Source organism: Corynebacterium sp. LK10, assembly GCF_008042455.1.
Taxonomy (GTDB): Bacteria; Actinomycetota; Actinomycetes; order Mycobacteriales; family Mycobacteriaceae; genus Corynebacterium; species Corynebacterium jeikeium_D.
The window spans coordinates 120,585-135,748 of record NZ_NOVT01000005.1; the positions used below are offsets into that span (position 1 = coordinate 120,585).

Below are 15,164 nucleotides of genomic sequence, written 5' to 3' on the forward strand. Positions count from 1 at the left end.
TAGACACACCTCCCAGAAATATAGTAAGGTTAGGCATGCCTAAGAAGGATGGTGCTTACGTGAACGAAAGTGCAACGGATCGGGTTGTTGAAGGCGAGTATGGGTCGGCGAAGGAAAAATCAGTCGCTGGCCAGAACGCGATCCGTCAGCTATCGCAGCCGGTGAAAGGCAAACTGTTTATCGCGCAGGCCTTAACGTTCGCCTCTGGGGTGTTGGCTATCGCACCCTATGTGGCTTTGGTGGAGCTGGGAGCTGCGCTGATGCAAGACCGGGTGGACCCGGCGCGGGTGAACTGGATCGTGATGCTCCTTGTTTCTGCTTACATGGCGCGGTTGACTTTGTATTTTGTTGCGTTGGGCGTGACGCATTTTATTGACCTGTCGTTGCGTAATCAGATGCGTCGGCAAATTGCCGCCCGAATGTCGACTGCTCCGCTGTCGTGGTTTACCCGCGAGGGCGAAGGGAAGATCCGCAAGACCATTCAGGATGATACGGCCACGGTGCACACAGTGATCGCACACGGGCCGATCGAGAAACTGAACGCAATCGTCTCCCCGCTCGCCTTGTTGGCCTATGCGTTCGTGGTGGATTGGCGGCTCGCTCTGCTGTCGATTGCGACGATTCCGGTTTATGTGGGCATGTATGGCATGTCGATGCGTGGGATGAATGAGAAGACCGCGGAAATGGACACCAAGCTTGCTCAGGTTTCGGCAACGATGGCCGAGTTCGTTGCCGGTATCTCAGTGGTGAAAGCGTTCGGCAAGGTTGGCCAAGCACATAAAGCCTATTTAGATGCAGCTAACGAGTTTTCTAAGTTCTACCGGGCGTGGTGTATGCCGCTGGTGTCGATGTCGGTCGCCTCATTTTCGTGGGTGTCGATCCCGGTGTTGTTGATCGTGAACCTTGGCGGTGGCGCGTTGATGATGAACGCCGGTTGGGTGAGCATCTACGAGGTGATAGCGACGACGTTGATTGCCTTGGTGCTGCCGGGAGCGTTGATGGCAGTCGCAACCATCGCCTGGTCTTATCAGCTCGCAGGTTCAGCGGCAGTACGGCTGGTGAATGTCATGGAGCTACCGGCGTTGAGTCAGCCCGATGCGCCACAGACACCACACGGTCATGATATCGAGATTCGGGGTGTGTCGTATGCCTATGACGACACCCAGGCATTAGACGAGGTGAGCCTGAGCATTCCGGCAGGCACGGTGACCGCGCTGGTTGGCCCGTCGGGTGCGGGGAAGTCGACGTTGGCGAGTTTGATGGCCCGCTTTGATGACCCGGACGCTGGCACGATCACCATCGGCGGGGTTGATCTAAAGAGCATTTCCCAGGATGTGTTGTATTCGACGGTCGCATTCGTCCTGCAAGATGCACAGCTTATTCGCGACACCATCCACAACAACATTGCCCTGGGCGCGCGAGACGCAACCTTGGATCAGGTGCGGCAGGCGGCGAGAGCAGCGCAGATCGACGAGTTCATCATGAGCCTGCCAGATGGTTACGACACTGTGTTGGGGGAGGACACCCACGTTTCGGGCGGGCAGGCAGCCCGTATCGCGATCGCCCGGGCGCTCATGGTTGATGCCCCAGTGTTGGTGCTGGACGAGGCGACGGCGATGGCGGACCCGGAATCGGAATCGAAAATCCAACAAGCTCTCTCGACTCTTGCCAAAGGCAGAACCGTGATTGTGATCGCCCACCGACTGGCCTCGATCAGGGGCGCGGATCAGATTGTCGTCATGGAACGCGGGGGCATTGCTGTGGTCGGTAAACACGACGAGTTGTTGGGTAATGCGCACTATCAGGCACTTCTTGCCCAAGGTGCATGCGAGGAGATGACACGATGAATCAACTATTGCTGCCACGCTTTAAGCGTTTGATGGAACCCGCCTCGTGGCGAGACCTTTCGGTTGGTCAAGCGTGGGGTGCGGTCTCAGGACTGTGTCACGGCTTTGCCCTGCTCGCGCTACTCCCTGCAGCAAGCGCCTTGGCGACCGGAATGCCGGTGTGGGGGCTGTCGTTTTGGGGCTGGCTCATCGCCTTGGCGGTGTTCGCGGTGCTGGGCGTGGGCACGGAGTTTTATGGCATGCGCACCGGCTATATCGGCGCGCTTGGATTCATTCACGACGTCCACCAGGCAGTAGGTAACAAAGTAGCCCGCCTACCGTTGGGAGTGTTCGATTCGGGTAGCTCTGGACGGCTGTCGCGCATGGTCACCCAGGAAATGATGAACTTGGGCGAGTCGGCGGCACATTTCATTTTCTCTCTCGTCCAAAAACTCTCGGCCGTGCTGGTGATCACTGTGGGAACCTGGTTCTGGGATTGGCGGCTGGGACTGACCTTGACGATCGCGTTCCCGATCATGCTTGCCTTCCTCCATATTTCCCGTGTGCTTCTCGATAAGGGCAAGAAGGTTTCCGAACCAGCCGAATCGGAGCTGGCGGCTCGCATGGTCGAATTCGCCACCTGCCAAGGCGCGCTGCGCTCCTGCCATGTCGCCGACGACTACCCGGCCCTTGATCGGGCATTCAAACAGGCTGACCGCAAGGGTCGCAAAGCATTGTGGATCGAAACACTAGCGAACCTGATTAATGGGATGTTCGTTCAAGCGCTCATTGTGGTGATGATCTGGCTGACCGCCCAACTCGCCCTCGGCGGGCAAATGAATGCGCTGAACGCCGTGGTCACAATCGGCATGTGCCTGCGGTTCACCACCATGCTCCAAGACATCGGTGGCTGCATGACCGGGCTGGAAGAACGCCGCCAGCAGATGAACCACGTCGACAAGGTCATGGATGCCCCCGAACTGTCCGAACCCGATGCCTCTACACCGATAAACGCCCCTGGTGATGTTCGTTTCGAGGACGTCACCTTCGGCTACGATCCGGACACCCCGGTTCTCCGTGATATTTCCTTCCATGTCCCGCAAGGTGGCATGTGTGCCCTGGTTGGTCCATCTGGGTGCGGGAAGACGACGATCGCCCGGTTGGTTGCACGTTTCTGGGATGTGCAGTCCGGCAGCGTGCGCGTTGGCGGAGTGGACGTGCGCGAGCAGACCACCGAAGATTTGATGCGCCAGGTGTCTCTTGTCTTCCAAGACGTCTACTTATTCAACGACACTCTCGAAGCCAACATTCGCCTTGGCAACCCAGAAGCCACCGATGAAGAAATCAGGTGGGCCGCTGACCTGTCGGGCGTGACGGAAATCGTCAACCGCCTCCCAGATGGCTGGAATTCATTGGCGGGTTCTGGCGGGCGTGCACTGTCAGGTGGGGAACGGCAACGCGTCTCTATCGCTCGCGCCTTGGTGAAGAAGGCCCCGATCGTGCTTTTCGATGAGGCCACCAGCGCATTGGACGCGGAAAATGAAGCCAATATTGTTGCGGCGATGAATGAGCTACGCAAGCACTCCACGCTGATCGTGATCGCCCACAAACTTGAAACCATTCGACAAGCTGACCAAATTATTGTGCTCTCCCACGGTGGGCGTATCGCCCAGCGCGGGTGCCACGACGAGCTGGTCAACCAGCCGGGTCAATACCGCGATTTCTGGCAAGAGCGCATCAACGCAGGCGGATGGCAACTCGTCTAAACACAGCGCATATCAGCACATAAAAGGAAAAACTATGTCCACACCCACATCCTCGCGCCTCAACGCGCGCGACTTCATCAATATCGGCGTCTTCACTGCCTTGATGTTCGTCATCGTGTTTGCATTCGGAATGCTCGGGTTCATTCCGGCTGCCATGTATGCCGGCTTCTTGCTTTCTATCCTCGTTAACGGCATCGTCTTTGCGCTGTTTACTGCCCGCACTCCGAAGATGGGGGCGTTGACAATCATGCTGATTATCATCGAAATCCTCTTCTTCGTGACCGGCCACTGGGTGGGAGGAATTGCGATCGCCGCTGTGTTCGGCCTGCTCGCTGACTTGGTGATCACCAAGGGGCCGAAGAGCGTGAAAGTTCGTGTCCCGCTGGCATATGCACTGTTTATTCTGCCGATCTATGTTTCCCCGTGGATTCCGCTATTTATGAACCAAGACGCATATATGTCGCAGATCGCCGAACAAATGGGTGCCGAGTATGCCGCCAAGATGGCACAGGTCGTCACGATTCCGATTCTGCTGGGCTTCTTCGGCGTGATGCTCATCGTGGGCTGGCTTGCTGGTCTGTTGGGAACCAGGGTCGCGCGCAAACACTTTGAACGGGCCGGTCTTGTCTAAACTTCCCGACCCGCGCACCATTATCGCAGCGCTCGTCATCGTCTCCACCACGATCTACAGTGCCTACTCGCCGTGGTTCGTGTGTACTCTGGGCGGATTCGCCGCCGTGATGCTGACGAGCGCTACGATCAACCCCAACACGCTCGTGCGCCCGAGCTGGGTGGCCGTCTACCTGGCCACGTTTGCGGCTCTCGGCACACTCGTCTTCGTGATACCCCTGGTCTGGAAATCAACAGCCAGCGCGTTCCTCGTGCTGTTTCTGCAGTGGATGTGGCGATTCAGCGTCAGCGCAGGAATGGGAGCCTACGCGATCGGCGTAATCCGACCCGCCACCTTGCAAAAAGCACTCGCCAGCTCACGAATCCCGACCTGTTTCACGATCCCGATCTCAGTCGCGTTACGTGTGCTGCCCGTGATCGGCCACGAAGTTAAAGCGATCTCAGATGCCATGAAACTACGCGGCATGTCCGTGCTCTCACTGCGTGCGGCGCAATACTTCACAATCCCTCTGCTATCGACCGTGGTACGCAGCGGGGACGAACTGGCATCGGCCGCCCTCGTGCGCGGACTGGGCGGAACCGCAAAGCCCACCTCAGTCACAGTCGTGAAATTCCGAGTGGTCGACGCAGTCATTCTGCTCATCGTTATCGGCTTCGCGATATGGAGAATCGTCCTATGACAATAGCCCAAGCAACTAGGGTCACCTTCACCTATCGAGGAGCAGACCACCCCTCAATCAACGACGCAACCATCACCATCACACCCGGAACCGTCACCTTGCTGTGTGGCGCATCCGGGTCAGGAAAAACCACCGCACTACGGCTATTTAACGGGCTCATCCCGCACTTCCACGACGGCGACCTTACCGGAAACGTCACAGTCGACGACATTGACGTGGCACAAACAGACCTGCCACACCTTGCCCACCACTGTTCGACAGTGTTTCAAAACCCGCGCACCCAGTTCTACACCACCCACGTGCGCCAAGAACTCGCCTTCGGCCCAGAAAATCTCGGCCGCGACCCGCAGGAGATCTGTGCCCGCATTGACGAGGTCGCAGCCGAGTTAGGTATCGCCGACCTGCTGGAATCCCGCGTCACACAACTATCAGGCGGACAGATGCAACGCGTGGCCTGCTCCGTCGCCATGTGCAACAACACGTCGCTGATCGTCTTTGACGAGCCAACCGCGAACTTGTCCGCTGACGTTATCGACCAACTCGCCACACTCATCGCCAGGCTCAAAGCCGATGGACACACCATCATCATTGCTGAACACCGGCTAAGTTTCCTTTCCGGGATCGTCGACCGTGTCTACTGCTTCGACAAAGGCAAGATTGTCCTCACCGCAACCGGCGAAGAGTTCTACGCTACCTCGGATGAGGAGCGCAAACAGCTTGGGCTGCGATCCCTAGTGCCCGTATCCATGCCGAGCCTGCCCGAACCAGAAGGTGAAGGGCTCACAATCGACAACCTCGCCTTTGCCTACCGCCACGGAAACACAGTCCTCAATATTAACCACGTGTTGTTTCCGGCAGGGAAAATCACGGCACTCCTCGGCCCGTGCGGGTCAGGCAAATCAACACTGGCACGCATTGTTTGCGGACTAGAAAAAGCCAAACATGCATCCATCACACTCGGCGGACAAAAATTCACCAGCCGCGACGCCTACCTTGTGATGCAAGACCCTACCCGACAGTTGTTCTCAGATACCGTCATCGACGAAGTCACGCTCGGCACGACCAAAGCCGAAAAGCAACACATCGATGCCCACGCGATCCTTGAAGAACTCGACCTTGCCGACCACGAGGCTGATCATCCGCAAGCACTCTCTGGCGGGCAACGTCAACGTCTGGTTATTGCTACAGCGCTTGCTGCGAACAAGAAAGTTTACATCTTCGACGAGCCCACGTCCGGTGTTGGCTACAAACACCTTGTCGCGATTTCCCGAGTAATGCGTAAACTCGCTGACACTGGTGCCGTCGTCATCGTCATCACCCACGATGCTGAACTCGTTACCGAGGTCGCCGACCACGCTATCCACCTCGACCAAATCAACGCCTGCTAACGCAAACGCTCACTCAGCCGAAAGAGAGGAAAGTGTTTCTACAGGTCAGAGTTAACGCGCTATACACTCGCTAACGCAAGCGATTTTCTTGACCCCCTTGGGGCATACTCGCTAACGCAAACGCCTACTTATCATTTTCGACGTCTAAGTGGAGCCGATGACGGGAATCGAACCCGCGCCGCCTGCTTGGGAAGCAGGAGTTCTACCATTGAACTACATCGGCACACAGTAGGCGGAATGATTAAAAGCACGCCACGGGATTGGCACAGTAGGTGTGGCATGCAGGAAATCAGTCGCCCTCTGTAACTTCAATGTAGCACTCTCGATTCGCGTCGAAAAAATTGGTTGGCAGCAGCTCCGCTGAATTTATCGCGGGCATATCCTGCAACCCGCGCACGCTGTGCATTACAGAGCGGTTAAGCTGGTCTATGTGTTGCTCTCAGATCGTGATATTCGTGCCGCTATCGATGCCGAAGGCTCCGGCCATCTCGGCATTGATCCTTTTGACCCGAAGATGATTCAGCCTTCGTCCATCGACGTGCGTCTGGACAAGTTCTTCCGAGTTTTTAACAACTCGCAGTACACGCACATCGATCCGAAGTTGCCGCAGGAAGAACTGACGTCCCCGCACGAGGTTCCAGAAGGGCAGCCCTTCATTCTTCACCCGGGCGAGTTCGTCCTGGCATCGACCCTGGAGTACTTCACTATTCCTCCGAACTGGGCAGGCCGCCTGGAAGGTAAGTCTTCGCTGGGGCGTCTGGGCCTGGCAACGCACTCGACCGCCGGCTTTATTGATCCAGGGTTTTCAGGTCACATCACGCTGGAGCTATCCAATGTGGCGAACTTGCCTATCGCACTGTGGCCAAATATGAAGGTCGGCCAGCTGGCACTGTTCAAGATGTCCTCGCCGGCAGAAGTGCCTTACGGTTCCGGCAAGCTCGGTTCGAAGTATCAGGGGCAGCGCGGCCCGACGCCGTCGCGTGCGTACCTGAACTTCCGTGATGAGGAATAAGGCACCTGAAACTCGGGATATGAACTCGGAATATAAATGAATTGTGAATAGCCCCGAGTGAATTCTCGGTGAAGAAATGGAAACAATTGTTCAATAAAGAGTTTCCGCAGGTGAAAAGCCTAAATATGGGCCTTTAGTTCACACCATTTAAGGGTTAAATCGGCTTGAGGGCCTTTTATCTTTCGATAAATAATAGCCCTTATGCGTATTACGGTTATTGGTACGGGTTACCTTGGCGCCACTCATGCCGCGGCGATGGCGGAGTTAGGCCACGAGGTTCTCGGCGTAGATGTTGATCCCGCCAAGATTGAGGCATTGTCCGCAGGCCAAGTTCCTTTCTTTGAACCCGGCTTGCCCGAACTGCTAAAGAAGCACGTTGAGTCGGGGCGACTACGTTTCACCACTAACTACGACGAGGCTGTTGAATTTGCGAACGTCCACTTCGTAGGTGTCGGAACTCCGCAGGTCAAGGGCTCGTACGCAGCCGATGTTCGCTATGTGGACGCAGCTGTTACCGAATTGGCCAAGCGCGTCGTCGGCAAGCATTTAGTGTTTGGTAAGTCCACTGTGCCCGTCGGTACCGCACCGCGCTTGCAGGAGCTAGCTGCGAAGATGATCGGTGAGCGCGCCGCAGCCGGTGATGAGCAGTTGAAGAACACCAGCCTCGAGATCGCCTGGAACCCGGAGTTCCTGCGCGAGGGCTTCGCGGTAAAGGACACCCTGGAGCCGGACCGTGTGGTGCTGGGCACCCAGAAGCCGGGCATGATCCTCAATGGTGCTGGTCAGGAGGTCGAGTCAATCGCTGAGGACAGCCTGCGCGAGTGCTTCGGTCCTATCTTCGAGCGCGAGACGCCGCTTATCGTCGCGGACACTGCCACCGCAGAGCTGGTGAAGGTGTCGGCGAATGCATTCCTCGCCACCAAGATTTCCTTCATCAACGCGGTCTCCGAAATCTGTGAGGTCACAGGTGCGGATATCACCACGCTTGCCGACGCCATCGGTATGGATGCCCGAATTGGCCGCCGCTTCCTCAACGCGGGTCTGGGCTTCGGCGGCGGTTGCCTGCCGAAGGATATCCGCGCATTCATGGCCCGCGCCGGTGAGCTGGGCGTTGACCAGGCGCTGACCTTCCTGCGTGAGGTCGATGCGATTAACATGCGTCGCCGTGAAAAGACCGTTGACCTGGTGCGTGGTAGCTTCGGCGGCTCGCTGCTCGGCCACACCGTGACCGTGCTGGGTGCGGCTTTCAAGCCGAACTCTGACGATGTGCGTGACTCCCCGGCGCTGTCGATTGCTGGTTCGCTGTCTCTGGCGGGCGCTTCGGTGAGTGTTTATGACCCGCAGGCCATGGAGAACGCCAAGAAGAATTTCCCGACCTTGGAGTACGCACCGAGCATCGAAGCTGCCCTGGAAGGCACGGAGATGGTTGTCGTCGCCACCGAGTGGCAGCAGTTCCGCGACATCGACCCGGTGGCTGCGAAGAAGCTGGTCAAGCGTGCAGCAGTGCTCGACGGCCGCAACTGCCTGCCAGCCGACCAGTGGCGTGCCGCAGGCTGGGATGTCACCTGCCTCGGCCGCGGCTAAATGCTAGCCGCCCTCGAGCGCTTCGGAAACTTCATACCCTCCGGGGCCACGGTATAGGCGGCGATGAGGGTGGTAATCGGCACTGCGAGTACCAAAGCCACCGCACCGATGGTGGAACGCAGCAGCTCTGTGGCCACGACATCGGAGGTCAACGACTGCATCAGCGGCCGGTCGGAGACGCTTAACAAAATCGATAGCGGTAGTGCGGTGCCGAGGTACGCCAGTACCAGTGTGTAGACCATCGACGCGATGTGATCGCGACCGACGCGCATTGCCGAGCGGAAGACCTCCATAGGCCGCGACCGCGGAGCTGCTTCGTAAAGCTCCTGGACGGTCGATGCCTGGGCGATGGTGACGTCGTTAAGCACGCCCAACGCGCCGATGATGAATCCCGCCAGAAGCAGACCTGTGACGGAGACGTCAGGCAGGTAAAGCTGAATGAGCAGGTTGTCCTCGTTGCCGAGACCACGTAGCTGTGACGTGGAGATTGCGAGGTTGGCCAGGCCCGCCGCCAACACCATCGTGGTGAGTGTTCCCGCCAGTGCGGAAGCTGACTTCCAATTGATGCCATGTACGAGGAAGAGCACCGGGAAGAGGATCGCCGCGCCCGCCGTGATGGCTAAGGCCACAGGATCGCCACCGCGTAGCAGTGCCGGAACCAGGAATCCCATCACTGTGGCCAGCGTGATGCCAAGACCAATGAGGCTCAAGACCCCGCGAGTCATGCCGACGAGGATGATGAGAAGTACTGCCGCGCCGAGCCACAACCAGATTGTCGTGGTGCGATCCATGTCCAGAAAGGTGTAGGTGTTCCCGATGCTAGCGGTGTCGACAACCTGATGAGGTGCGAGGTCGACGACGTTAGTGTCGGCCGCGGGAGCCTCGGGGGCAGGTGGTGCGGGTGGAGCAGGAGCAGCAGGAGCTTCTGCGCCGGATTCAGGTGCTGGTTCCTGCTCCGGGGCCGGAGCTGGTGCCGGAGTCGGTGCCGGAGCCTCTGGGGCTGGTGCAGGCGCATCCTCTGCGCCCTCAGGGGCAGGCGCGGGAACAATGCCGGGAGGTGGTGTCATCAACCCCGGATTCGGCACGGCACCATTGTCGACAGCTCCGGTACCGGCAGCGTTTGGACGGTGAATTGCCAGGACGACCTTGTCGCCCTCCGCCAGCTCAATCTCGCCGGGCAGGCCGGATGCCTCCAGAAGAGTCTTCTTGCCCTCGTCTGGGCCCGAGGTCAGCTCAATGACCGAGATCTGGCACTTCGGCGCCGCGGGGTCGTTGAGCGAAGCCGTCAGCCCTGGACGCGGCTGGTCGTCGAAGACGCGTCCGTTGTCAGGCGAATTGCACGCGCCGACGCTGTGCTTTACGACGGTTCCCTTAACCGTCTCTGCAGCTGACGTCTGTGACTGCAGGAATCCCGGCCCTGGGCTCGGAGCTTCACCCGATGGCCAGAGCCCAATCACTGCGAGGAAAGTGGCAATACCAGCAACTGTGAGAACTGTGGCCAGCAAGCGACGTGCTCTTGTGGGGTTGTGCCGCGGTTTCGTTGGTTTTGGTTTGGCTTGCGCAGGTTCGTTTTGCCGTGCCGGTGCTGGTTTTGAATGTGCGGCAGGCTCTGCATGTCGTGCTGGGGCAGCCGAAGTTGCAGAGTTGGGTTGATTCGCGGTATTGACAGCCCGGAACCGGCCGGTAGGGGAGCCGCTGTTCGAGTTCTTCAGTACGTCGAGATGCGCACCTATGTCGGAACCCGGAGCAACGCGAAAAGGTTGCTGGTTGTCAGAGTTCATTGAATCTTTTGAATGCCTGCCCACCCTTAATAACCTAATCGCTGCACCAGCACCGGAAGGCGTACCGCCATTCCGGCGCGCCGAGCCGTAGTCATCAGCGCTATGGCTCACCTATCGATGCAATACTCACTCATCGATGCGCTCCAGTGCGGCCATAAGTGAATAGCGCATCGATATGTGAGAAGGGCAGAACCAGCAGCGTGCGCAACCTTAAGTACTGCTACTGCTTGTAGCTGACCAGGAAGTTGCCCAGGCGCTCGATAGCTTCCTTCAGGTCGCGTGCCCATGGCAGGGTGACAATCCGGAAGTGATCCGGCATCGGGTAGTTGAAGCCAGAGCCGCCGACCATCAGGATCTTCTCTTCACGCAGGATGTCGAGCATCAGCTTCTCGTCATCGTGAATTTCGTAGACGTTCGGATCCAGCTTCGGGAATGCGTACATGGCGCCCATCGGCTTTACACAGCTCACGCCTGGAATTGAGGTCAGTCCCTCGTAGGCGACATTGCGCTGCTCCAGAAGGCGACCGCCTGGCAAGATCAAGTCCTCGATGGACTGGTAGCCGCCAAGTGCCACCTGAATGCCGTGTTGAGCAGGGACATTCGGGCATAGACGGGTGCTGGCCAGCAAGTTGATGCCCTCGATAAAGCCCTCTGCGTGGCGCTTCGGGCCAGTCAGCACCATCCAGCCAGCGCGGTAGCCGGCCACACGGTAGGTCTTGGACAGGCCGTTGAAGGTGATACAGAGCAAATCCGGGGCCAAGGAGGCAGTGGAAATGTGCTCTGCATCGTCGTAGAGGATGCGGTCGTAGATTTCGTCGGAAAGCAGCAGGAGTGAGTGCTCACGAGCGATATCGACGATGGCTTCGAGTGTCTGGCGTGTGTAGACCGCGCCGGTCGGATTGTTCGGGTTGATGATGACAATCGCCTTCGTGCGATCCGTCACCTTCGAGCGAATGTCTTCGACATCCGGGGCCCAGTTATTCTCCTCATCGCACGTGTAGTGGACGGCCTTGCCGCCGGCGAGGGTGGTTGCTGCAGTCCAGAGCGGGTAATCCGGAGCTGGAATGAGGACCTCATCGCCCTCGTTGAGCAGCGCCTGCGTGGTGATGGAAATCAGCTCGGAGACGCCGTTGCCCAGCCAGACGTCGTTGACGTCGAAACGGGGGAAGTCCGGGTCCATCTCATAGCGCGTGACGACGGCACGGCGTGCGGAGTAAATACCCTTGGACTCGGAGTAGCCCTGTGCGTGGGGGAGGGCGCGGACCATGTCCTGCACGATGGTGTCAGGTGCATCAAAGCCGAACTTTGCCGGATTGCCGGTGTTGAGCATCATGATGCGGTGGCCGTCGGCCTCCATCTGTTCGGCGAGAGTAGTCACCGGACCGCGAATGTCGTAGAGGACGTTCTGCAGCTTGGAGGATTGGTCCAGTGTCTTCAGTGGAGTGCGGCGAGGTGCCCTGATGTTTCCACGACGGGCGGCAACACGGGCAGCACGGGACTGCTCGGCCTGAGCGGCCTGCGCAGCCTGAGCGTCCTGCGTTGTCTCGTTGGTGGTTTCGGTGCCCTGGGAAGTGTCTTTACTGGAACTCACCTGTCTAAGCATGCCACTTTTTTGCTCCCGCACCATGCTTTTCTCACAGCGGGGGCAGATTAATTGCACATTGATTGCGCAAAAGCGCCCTGCATGAGGATGCAGGACGCTTTACTGGGGTGCGGGCAGCTGGGGTTCTGGCTGCTAGTTACTGCTTAACTGCGGAGCCGTCGATCTGCAGGGAAATCTCGTTGCCAAGGAGCAGGCCGCCAGTCTTAATAGGAGCGTTGTAATCGATGCCGAAATCGGTGCGGTCAATCTTGGTGGCTGCCTCGAAGCCAACGCGAGTCTGACCCCATGGGTCTTCAGCGGAGCCGAAAATGTCGACATCCAGGGTGACCGGCTTGGTGATGCCGTTGATGGTTAGGTCGCCGGTAACGGTGGCCTTTTCTTCGCTCTGGAGCTCGATAGCGGTGGAAACGAATTCGAAGGTTGGGTTTTCGTCGGTGCCGAAGAAGTCCTTCGAGCGCAGGTGGTTGTCGCGCTCTTCATTGTTGGTGTTGATGGAGTTCGCCTGAATGGTCGCCTTTGCCGTGGAATTCTCCGGCTTGTCGGCATCAAAATTAATAACGGACTCAAACTGAGTGAACTGACCGTGGACCTTAGTGATCATTGCGTGACGAACGGTGAATCCAACGGTGGAGTGCTGTGCATCAAGAACGTAGTTGCCAGACTGAAGAGCCATAGTGAATCTCCTAAAAGTTAAAAGTATCTCGAATGTTTCGAAGTATTTTTGTCCGCCGGAACCAACTTCCGGTGTTGACGTGTCAACGATAACTCTAGATGTGGTGATGTGTCAACAAAGTTCAAAGAAAATGCCGAATATTTTTTAGAAGCGCACATCCGGTCGGGCGATTGGCTCGGGGTTTTGTCATGGCTGGGCGAGGCTCCTTTGGTTGGAGGCGGTTTATATGGAGTCGTTTTAAGCGCTTATGCCCAGCCTAACAGGCGTTGACATGTCAACAACTGCTATTTAGGATTGAGAATTATGCAATTCGGAATTTTTACAATTGGCGACGTCACAAAAGATCCCACGACTGGACAAATCCCTACTGAACATGAGCGAGTTAAGGCAACTGTCGCCCTAGCGAAGAAGGCCGAAGAGGTCGGCCTCGATGTATTTGCTACTGGCCAGCACCACAATCCACCGTTTGTGGCACCGGCGAATCCGCCGATTTTATTAGCCAACCTCGCAGCACAGACCGAAAATCTGATTCTGTCGACTTCGACAACGCTGATTACCACCACCGACCCCGTGCGCATCGCCGAGGATTACGCCTACCTCCAGCACCTTTCCGAAGGTCGCATTGATCTCATGATGGGCCGCGGCAACACCGGGCCTGTTTATCCGTGGTTTGGCAAGGATATTCGCAAGGGAATTCCGCTGGCCATCGAGAACTATCACCTGCTGCGCACTCTTTGGCGTGAGGAGAATGTGGATTGGCAAGGTCAATTCCGCACTCCGCTGCAGTCCTTTACGTCCACACCGCGCCCGCTCGACGGTGTAGCACCTTTCGTGTGGCACGGCTCAATCCGCTCCACTGAGATTGCTGAGCAGGCCGCCTTCTATGGGGACGGCTTCTTCCATAACCACATTTTCTGGAATATCGAGCACACCACAGCCATGGTCAACCTCTACCGCCAGCGCTTTGAGCACTACGGTCATGGTGCTGCTGATCAGGCAATCGTCGGGCTTGGCGGTCAGGTCTTCGCCGCTGAGACGGAGAAGAAGGCCAAGGAGATTTTCCGCCCATACTTCGACAATGCCCCGGTCTATGGACATGGGCCATCTCTGGAAGAATTCGAGAACATCACTCCACTGACCGTCGGCACGCCTGAGCAAATTATCGAACGTTACCTGGGCTATGCAGATGCCGTTGGCGACTACCAGCGACAGCTCTTCCTCATCGACCACGCCGGCCTGCCGCTGGAAATGGCGTTGGAGCAGGTTGAAATCCTGGGAACCGAAATCGTTCCGGTCCTGCGTGAAGAGTTTGAGCGCCGCCGCCCGGCGCACGTGCCTTCCGACCCGCCGACGCATGCCTCGCTGGTTGCCGAAGGCGTAGATTCCCCGCACCTTCTCGTCCGCCCGGCTGAAAGGAATCAGCAGTGAAAAAGCTCGTCGTCGTAAGTGCTGGTGTTTCCGATCCATCAACCACGCGCATCCTTGCCGACCGCATCGCGGAGGCCGTCGAGGCGCAGGTCTCCAAGCGTGGCGAGGGGCTCCAAATTGAGTACGTCGAGCTGCGCGAACTCGCTGTCAGCCTCGGCACTGTGATGTCCACAGGGCTTTACGACGAAAAATTGCGCGCCGCCCTCGAGACTGTCAGCGGTGCTGATGGATTGATTGCCGCGACCCCGGTGTTCGCAGCGTCTTACTCGGGGTTGTTCAAGATGTTTTTCGACGCCCTGGATAAGGATGCGCTGACTTCTATGCCGGTCATTATTGCTGCGACGGCTGGCACAGCACGACATTCGTTGGTGCTGGAGTATGCGATGCGTCCGCTGTTTAGCTACCTGCGCGGCACGGTTATGCCGACTGCTGTATTTGCAGCCACTGAGGACTTTGGTGCTGGCGATGGTGCCGGAAATGGCGCCGGCGGAGTGTCCGGCGCGGAGATGAACAATCGCGTCGTGCGTGCAGCTCGTGAGCTTGCCGAGTACCTTGTCGGTGTTCGCTCGGCAGTAGTCGGTTTTGGTCCAGATTTTGGGAACGAAGCTGAAGAAAAGGGTGCAGCGCATTCAGCGGGCGGGGCCAGCGAGGGGAATCAGGGTGCCAGCGCGCCGAACAGGCGACGCAGTACAAACACGCGGGTGGATACTAACGTCACGGATTTTGCCACGCTGCTAGAGGGGCTCGACGGTACCGCGAAGTAGCCGTGCGCTCACGTGAAGGGAGGGCAGGG

Annotated in this window: 12 protein-coding genes and 1 tRNA gene; 9 read left to right on the plus strand and 4 right to left on the minus strand. The window is 57.9% G+C overall.

All coding sequences use genetic code 11. From position 1 onward, the window contains the following. Positions 1-59 precede the first annotated feature (59 nt). Genes CHU70_RS02470 through CHU70_RS02490 form a run of 5 tightly spaced genes read left to right on the plus strand, consistent with a single transcriptional unit; the run spans position 60 to position 6,290 of the window. Positions 60-1,847 carry an ABC transporter ATP-binding protein gene (locus CHU70_RS02470; protein ID WP_070437316.1) on the plus strand — a complete coding sequence of 596 codons (1,788 nt, stop codon included), beginning with the start codon at positions 60-62 and terminating at the stop codon, positions 1,845-1,847. Beyond that, positions 1,844-3,592, plus strand: coding sequence for an ABC transporter ATP-binding protein (locus CHU70_RS02475; RefSeq protein WP_070437222.1), 1,749 nt, complete (start codon positions 1,844-1,846; stop codon positions 3,590-3,592). Before CHU70_RS02470 ends, CHU70_RS02475 begins: the two co-directional genes overlap by 4 nt. Before the next feature lie 34 nt (positions 3,593-3,626). Beyond that, a complete protein-coding gene (locus CHU70_RS02480; RefSeq protein WP_070437219.1) occupies positions 3,627-4,223 on the plus strand; it encodes an MptD family putative ECF transporter S component in 597 nt (198 codons plus the stop codon). Then, entirely contained in the window at positions 4,216-4,902 is a 687-nt protein-coding gene (locus CHU70_RS02485; protein WP_070437217.1) for an energy-coupling factor transporter transmembrane protein EcfT, read from the plus strand. Before CHU70_RS02480 ends, CHU70_RS02485 begins: the two co-directional genes overlap by 8 nt. Continuing rightward, positions 4,899-6,290 (plus strand): ABC transporter ATP-binding protein, encoded by a 1,392-nt coding sequence (locus tag CHU70_RS02490; RefSeq protein WP_147739744.1) that lies wholly within the window; start codon positions 4,899-4,901, stop codon positions 6,288-6,290. Before CHU70_RS02485 ends, CHU70_RS02490 begins: the two co-directional genes overlap by 4 nt. A gap of 149 nt (positions 6,291-6,439) precedes the next feature. Here CHU70_RS02490 and CHU70_RS02495 read toward each other — a convergent pair. Next, positions 6,440-6,513, minus strand: a tRNA-Gly gene (locus CHU70_RS02495). A 207-nt stretch (positions 6,514-6,720) separates the two neighbouring features. Between CHU70_RS02495 and dcd the strand changes: the two genes are divergently transcribed. Continuing rightward, positions 6,721-7,302, plus strand: a complete 582-nt coding sequence (gene dcd / locus CHU70_RS02500) for a dCTP deaminase (protein WP_147739745.1) — start codon at positions 6,721-6,723, stop codon at positions 7,300-7,302. A 201-nt stretch (positions 7,303-7,503) separates the two neighbouring features. Next, positions 7,504-8,886 carry a UDP-glucose/GDP-mannose dehydrogenase family protein gene (locus CHU70_RS02505; RefSeq protein WP_147719435.1) on the plus strand — a complete coding sequence of 461 codons (1,383 nt, stop codon included), beginning with the start codon at positions 7,504-7,506 and terminating at the stop codon, positions 8,884-8,886. Here CHU70_RS02505 and CHU70_RS02510 read toward each other — a convergent pair. The 3 genes from CHU70_RS02510 to CHU70_RS02520 form a co-directional block, all read right to left on the minus strand. Beyond that, the gene (locus tag CHU70_RS02510; protein ID WP_147719436.1) at positions 8,883-10,391 is read right to left on the minus strand and encodes a YibE/F family protein; all 1,509 of its coding nucleotides are present in this window, start codon (positions 10,389-10,391) and stop codon (positions 8,883-8,885) included. The genes CHU70_RS02505 and CHU70_RS02510 overlap by 4 nt on opposite strands. Before the next feature lie 496 nt (positions 10,392-10,887). Continuing rightward, positions 10,888-12,258, minus strand: coding sequence for a pyridoxal phosphate-dependent aminotransferase (locus tag CHU70_RS02515; RefSeq protein WP_371416033.1), 1,371 nt, complete (start codon positions 12,256-12,258; stop codon positions 10,888-10,890). A 148-nt stretch (positions 12,259-12,406) separates the two neighbouring features. Further along, complete coding sequence (locus CHU70_RS02520; RefSeq protein WP_048734412.1) at positions 12,407-12,943, minus strand: YceI family protein; 537 nt, start codon at positions 12,941-12,943, stop codon at positions 12,407-12,409. 303 nt (positions 12,944-13,246) lie between these two features. Here CHU70_RS02520 and CHU70_RS02525 point away from each other — a divergent pair, with 303 nt between their 5' ends. Then, positions 13,247-14,371, plus strand: coding sequence for a CE1758 family FMN-dependent luciferase-like monooxygenase (locus tag CHU70_RS02525; protein ID WP_070862477.1), 1,125 nt, complete (start codon positions 13,247-13,249; stop codon positions 14,369-14,371). Continuing rightward, a complete protein-coding gene (locus tag CHU70_RS02530) occupies positions 14,368-15,135 on the plus strand; it encodes an FMN reductase (RefSeq protein WP_070862478.1) in 768 nt (255 codons plus the stop codon). Before CHU70_RS02525 ends, CHU70_RS02530 begins: the two co-directional genes overlap by 4 nt. Positions 15,136-15,164 lie beyond the last annotated feature (29 nt).

What these genes read in the sequence shown, in the direction of transcription:
- CHU70_RS02475 (WP_070437222.1), top strand. Translation starts at nt 1,844, where the DNA reads ATGAATCAACTATTGCTGCCACGCTTTAAGCGTTTGATGGAACCCGCC.
- CHU70_RS02480 (WP_070437219.1), top strand. Translation starts at nt 3,627, where the DNA reads ATGTCCACACCCACATCCTCGCGCCTCAACGCGCGCGACTTCATCAAT.
- CHU70_RS02490 (WP_147739744.1), top strand. Translation starts at nt 4,899, where the DNA reads ATGACAATAGCCCAAGCAACTAGGGTCACCTTCACCTATCGAGGAGCA.
- CHU70_RS02505 (WP_147719435.1), top strand. Translation starts at nt 7,504, where the DNA reads ATGCGTATTACGGTTATTGGTACGGGTTACCTTGGCGCCACTCATGCC.
- CHU70_RS02520 (WP_048734412.1), bottom strand. Translation starts at nt 12,943, where the DNA reads ATGGCTCTTCAGTCTGGCAACTACGTTCTTGATGCACAGCACTCCACC.
- CHU70_RS02525 (WP_070862477.1), top strand. Translation starts at nt 13,247, where the DNA reads ATGCAATTCGGAATTTTTACAATTGGCGACGTCACAAAAGATCCCACG.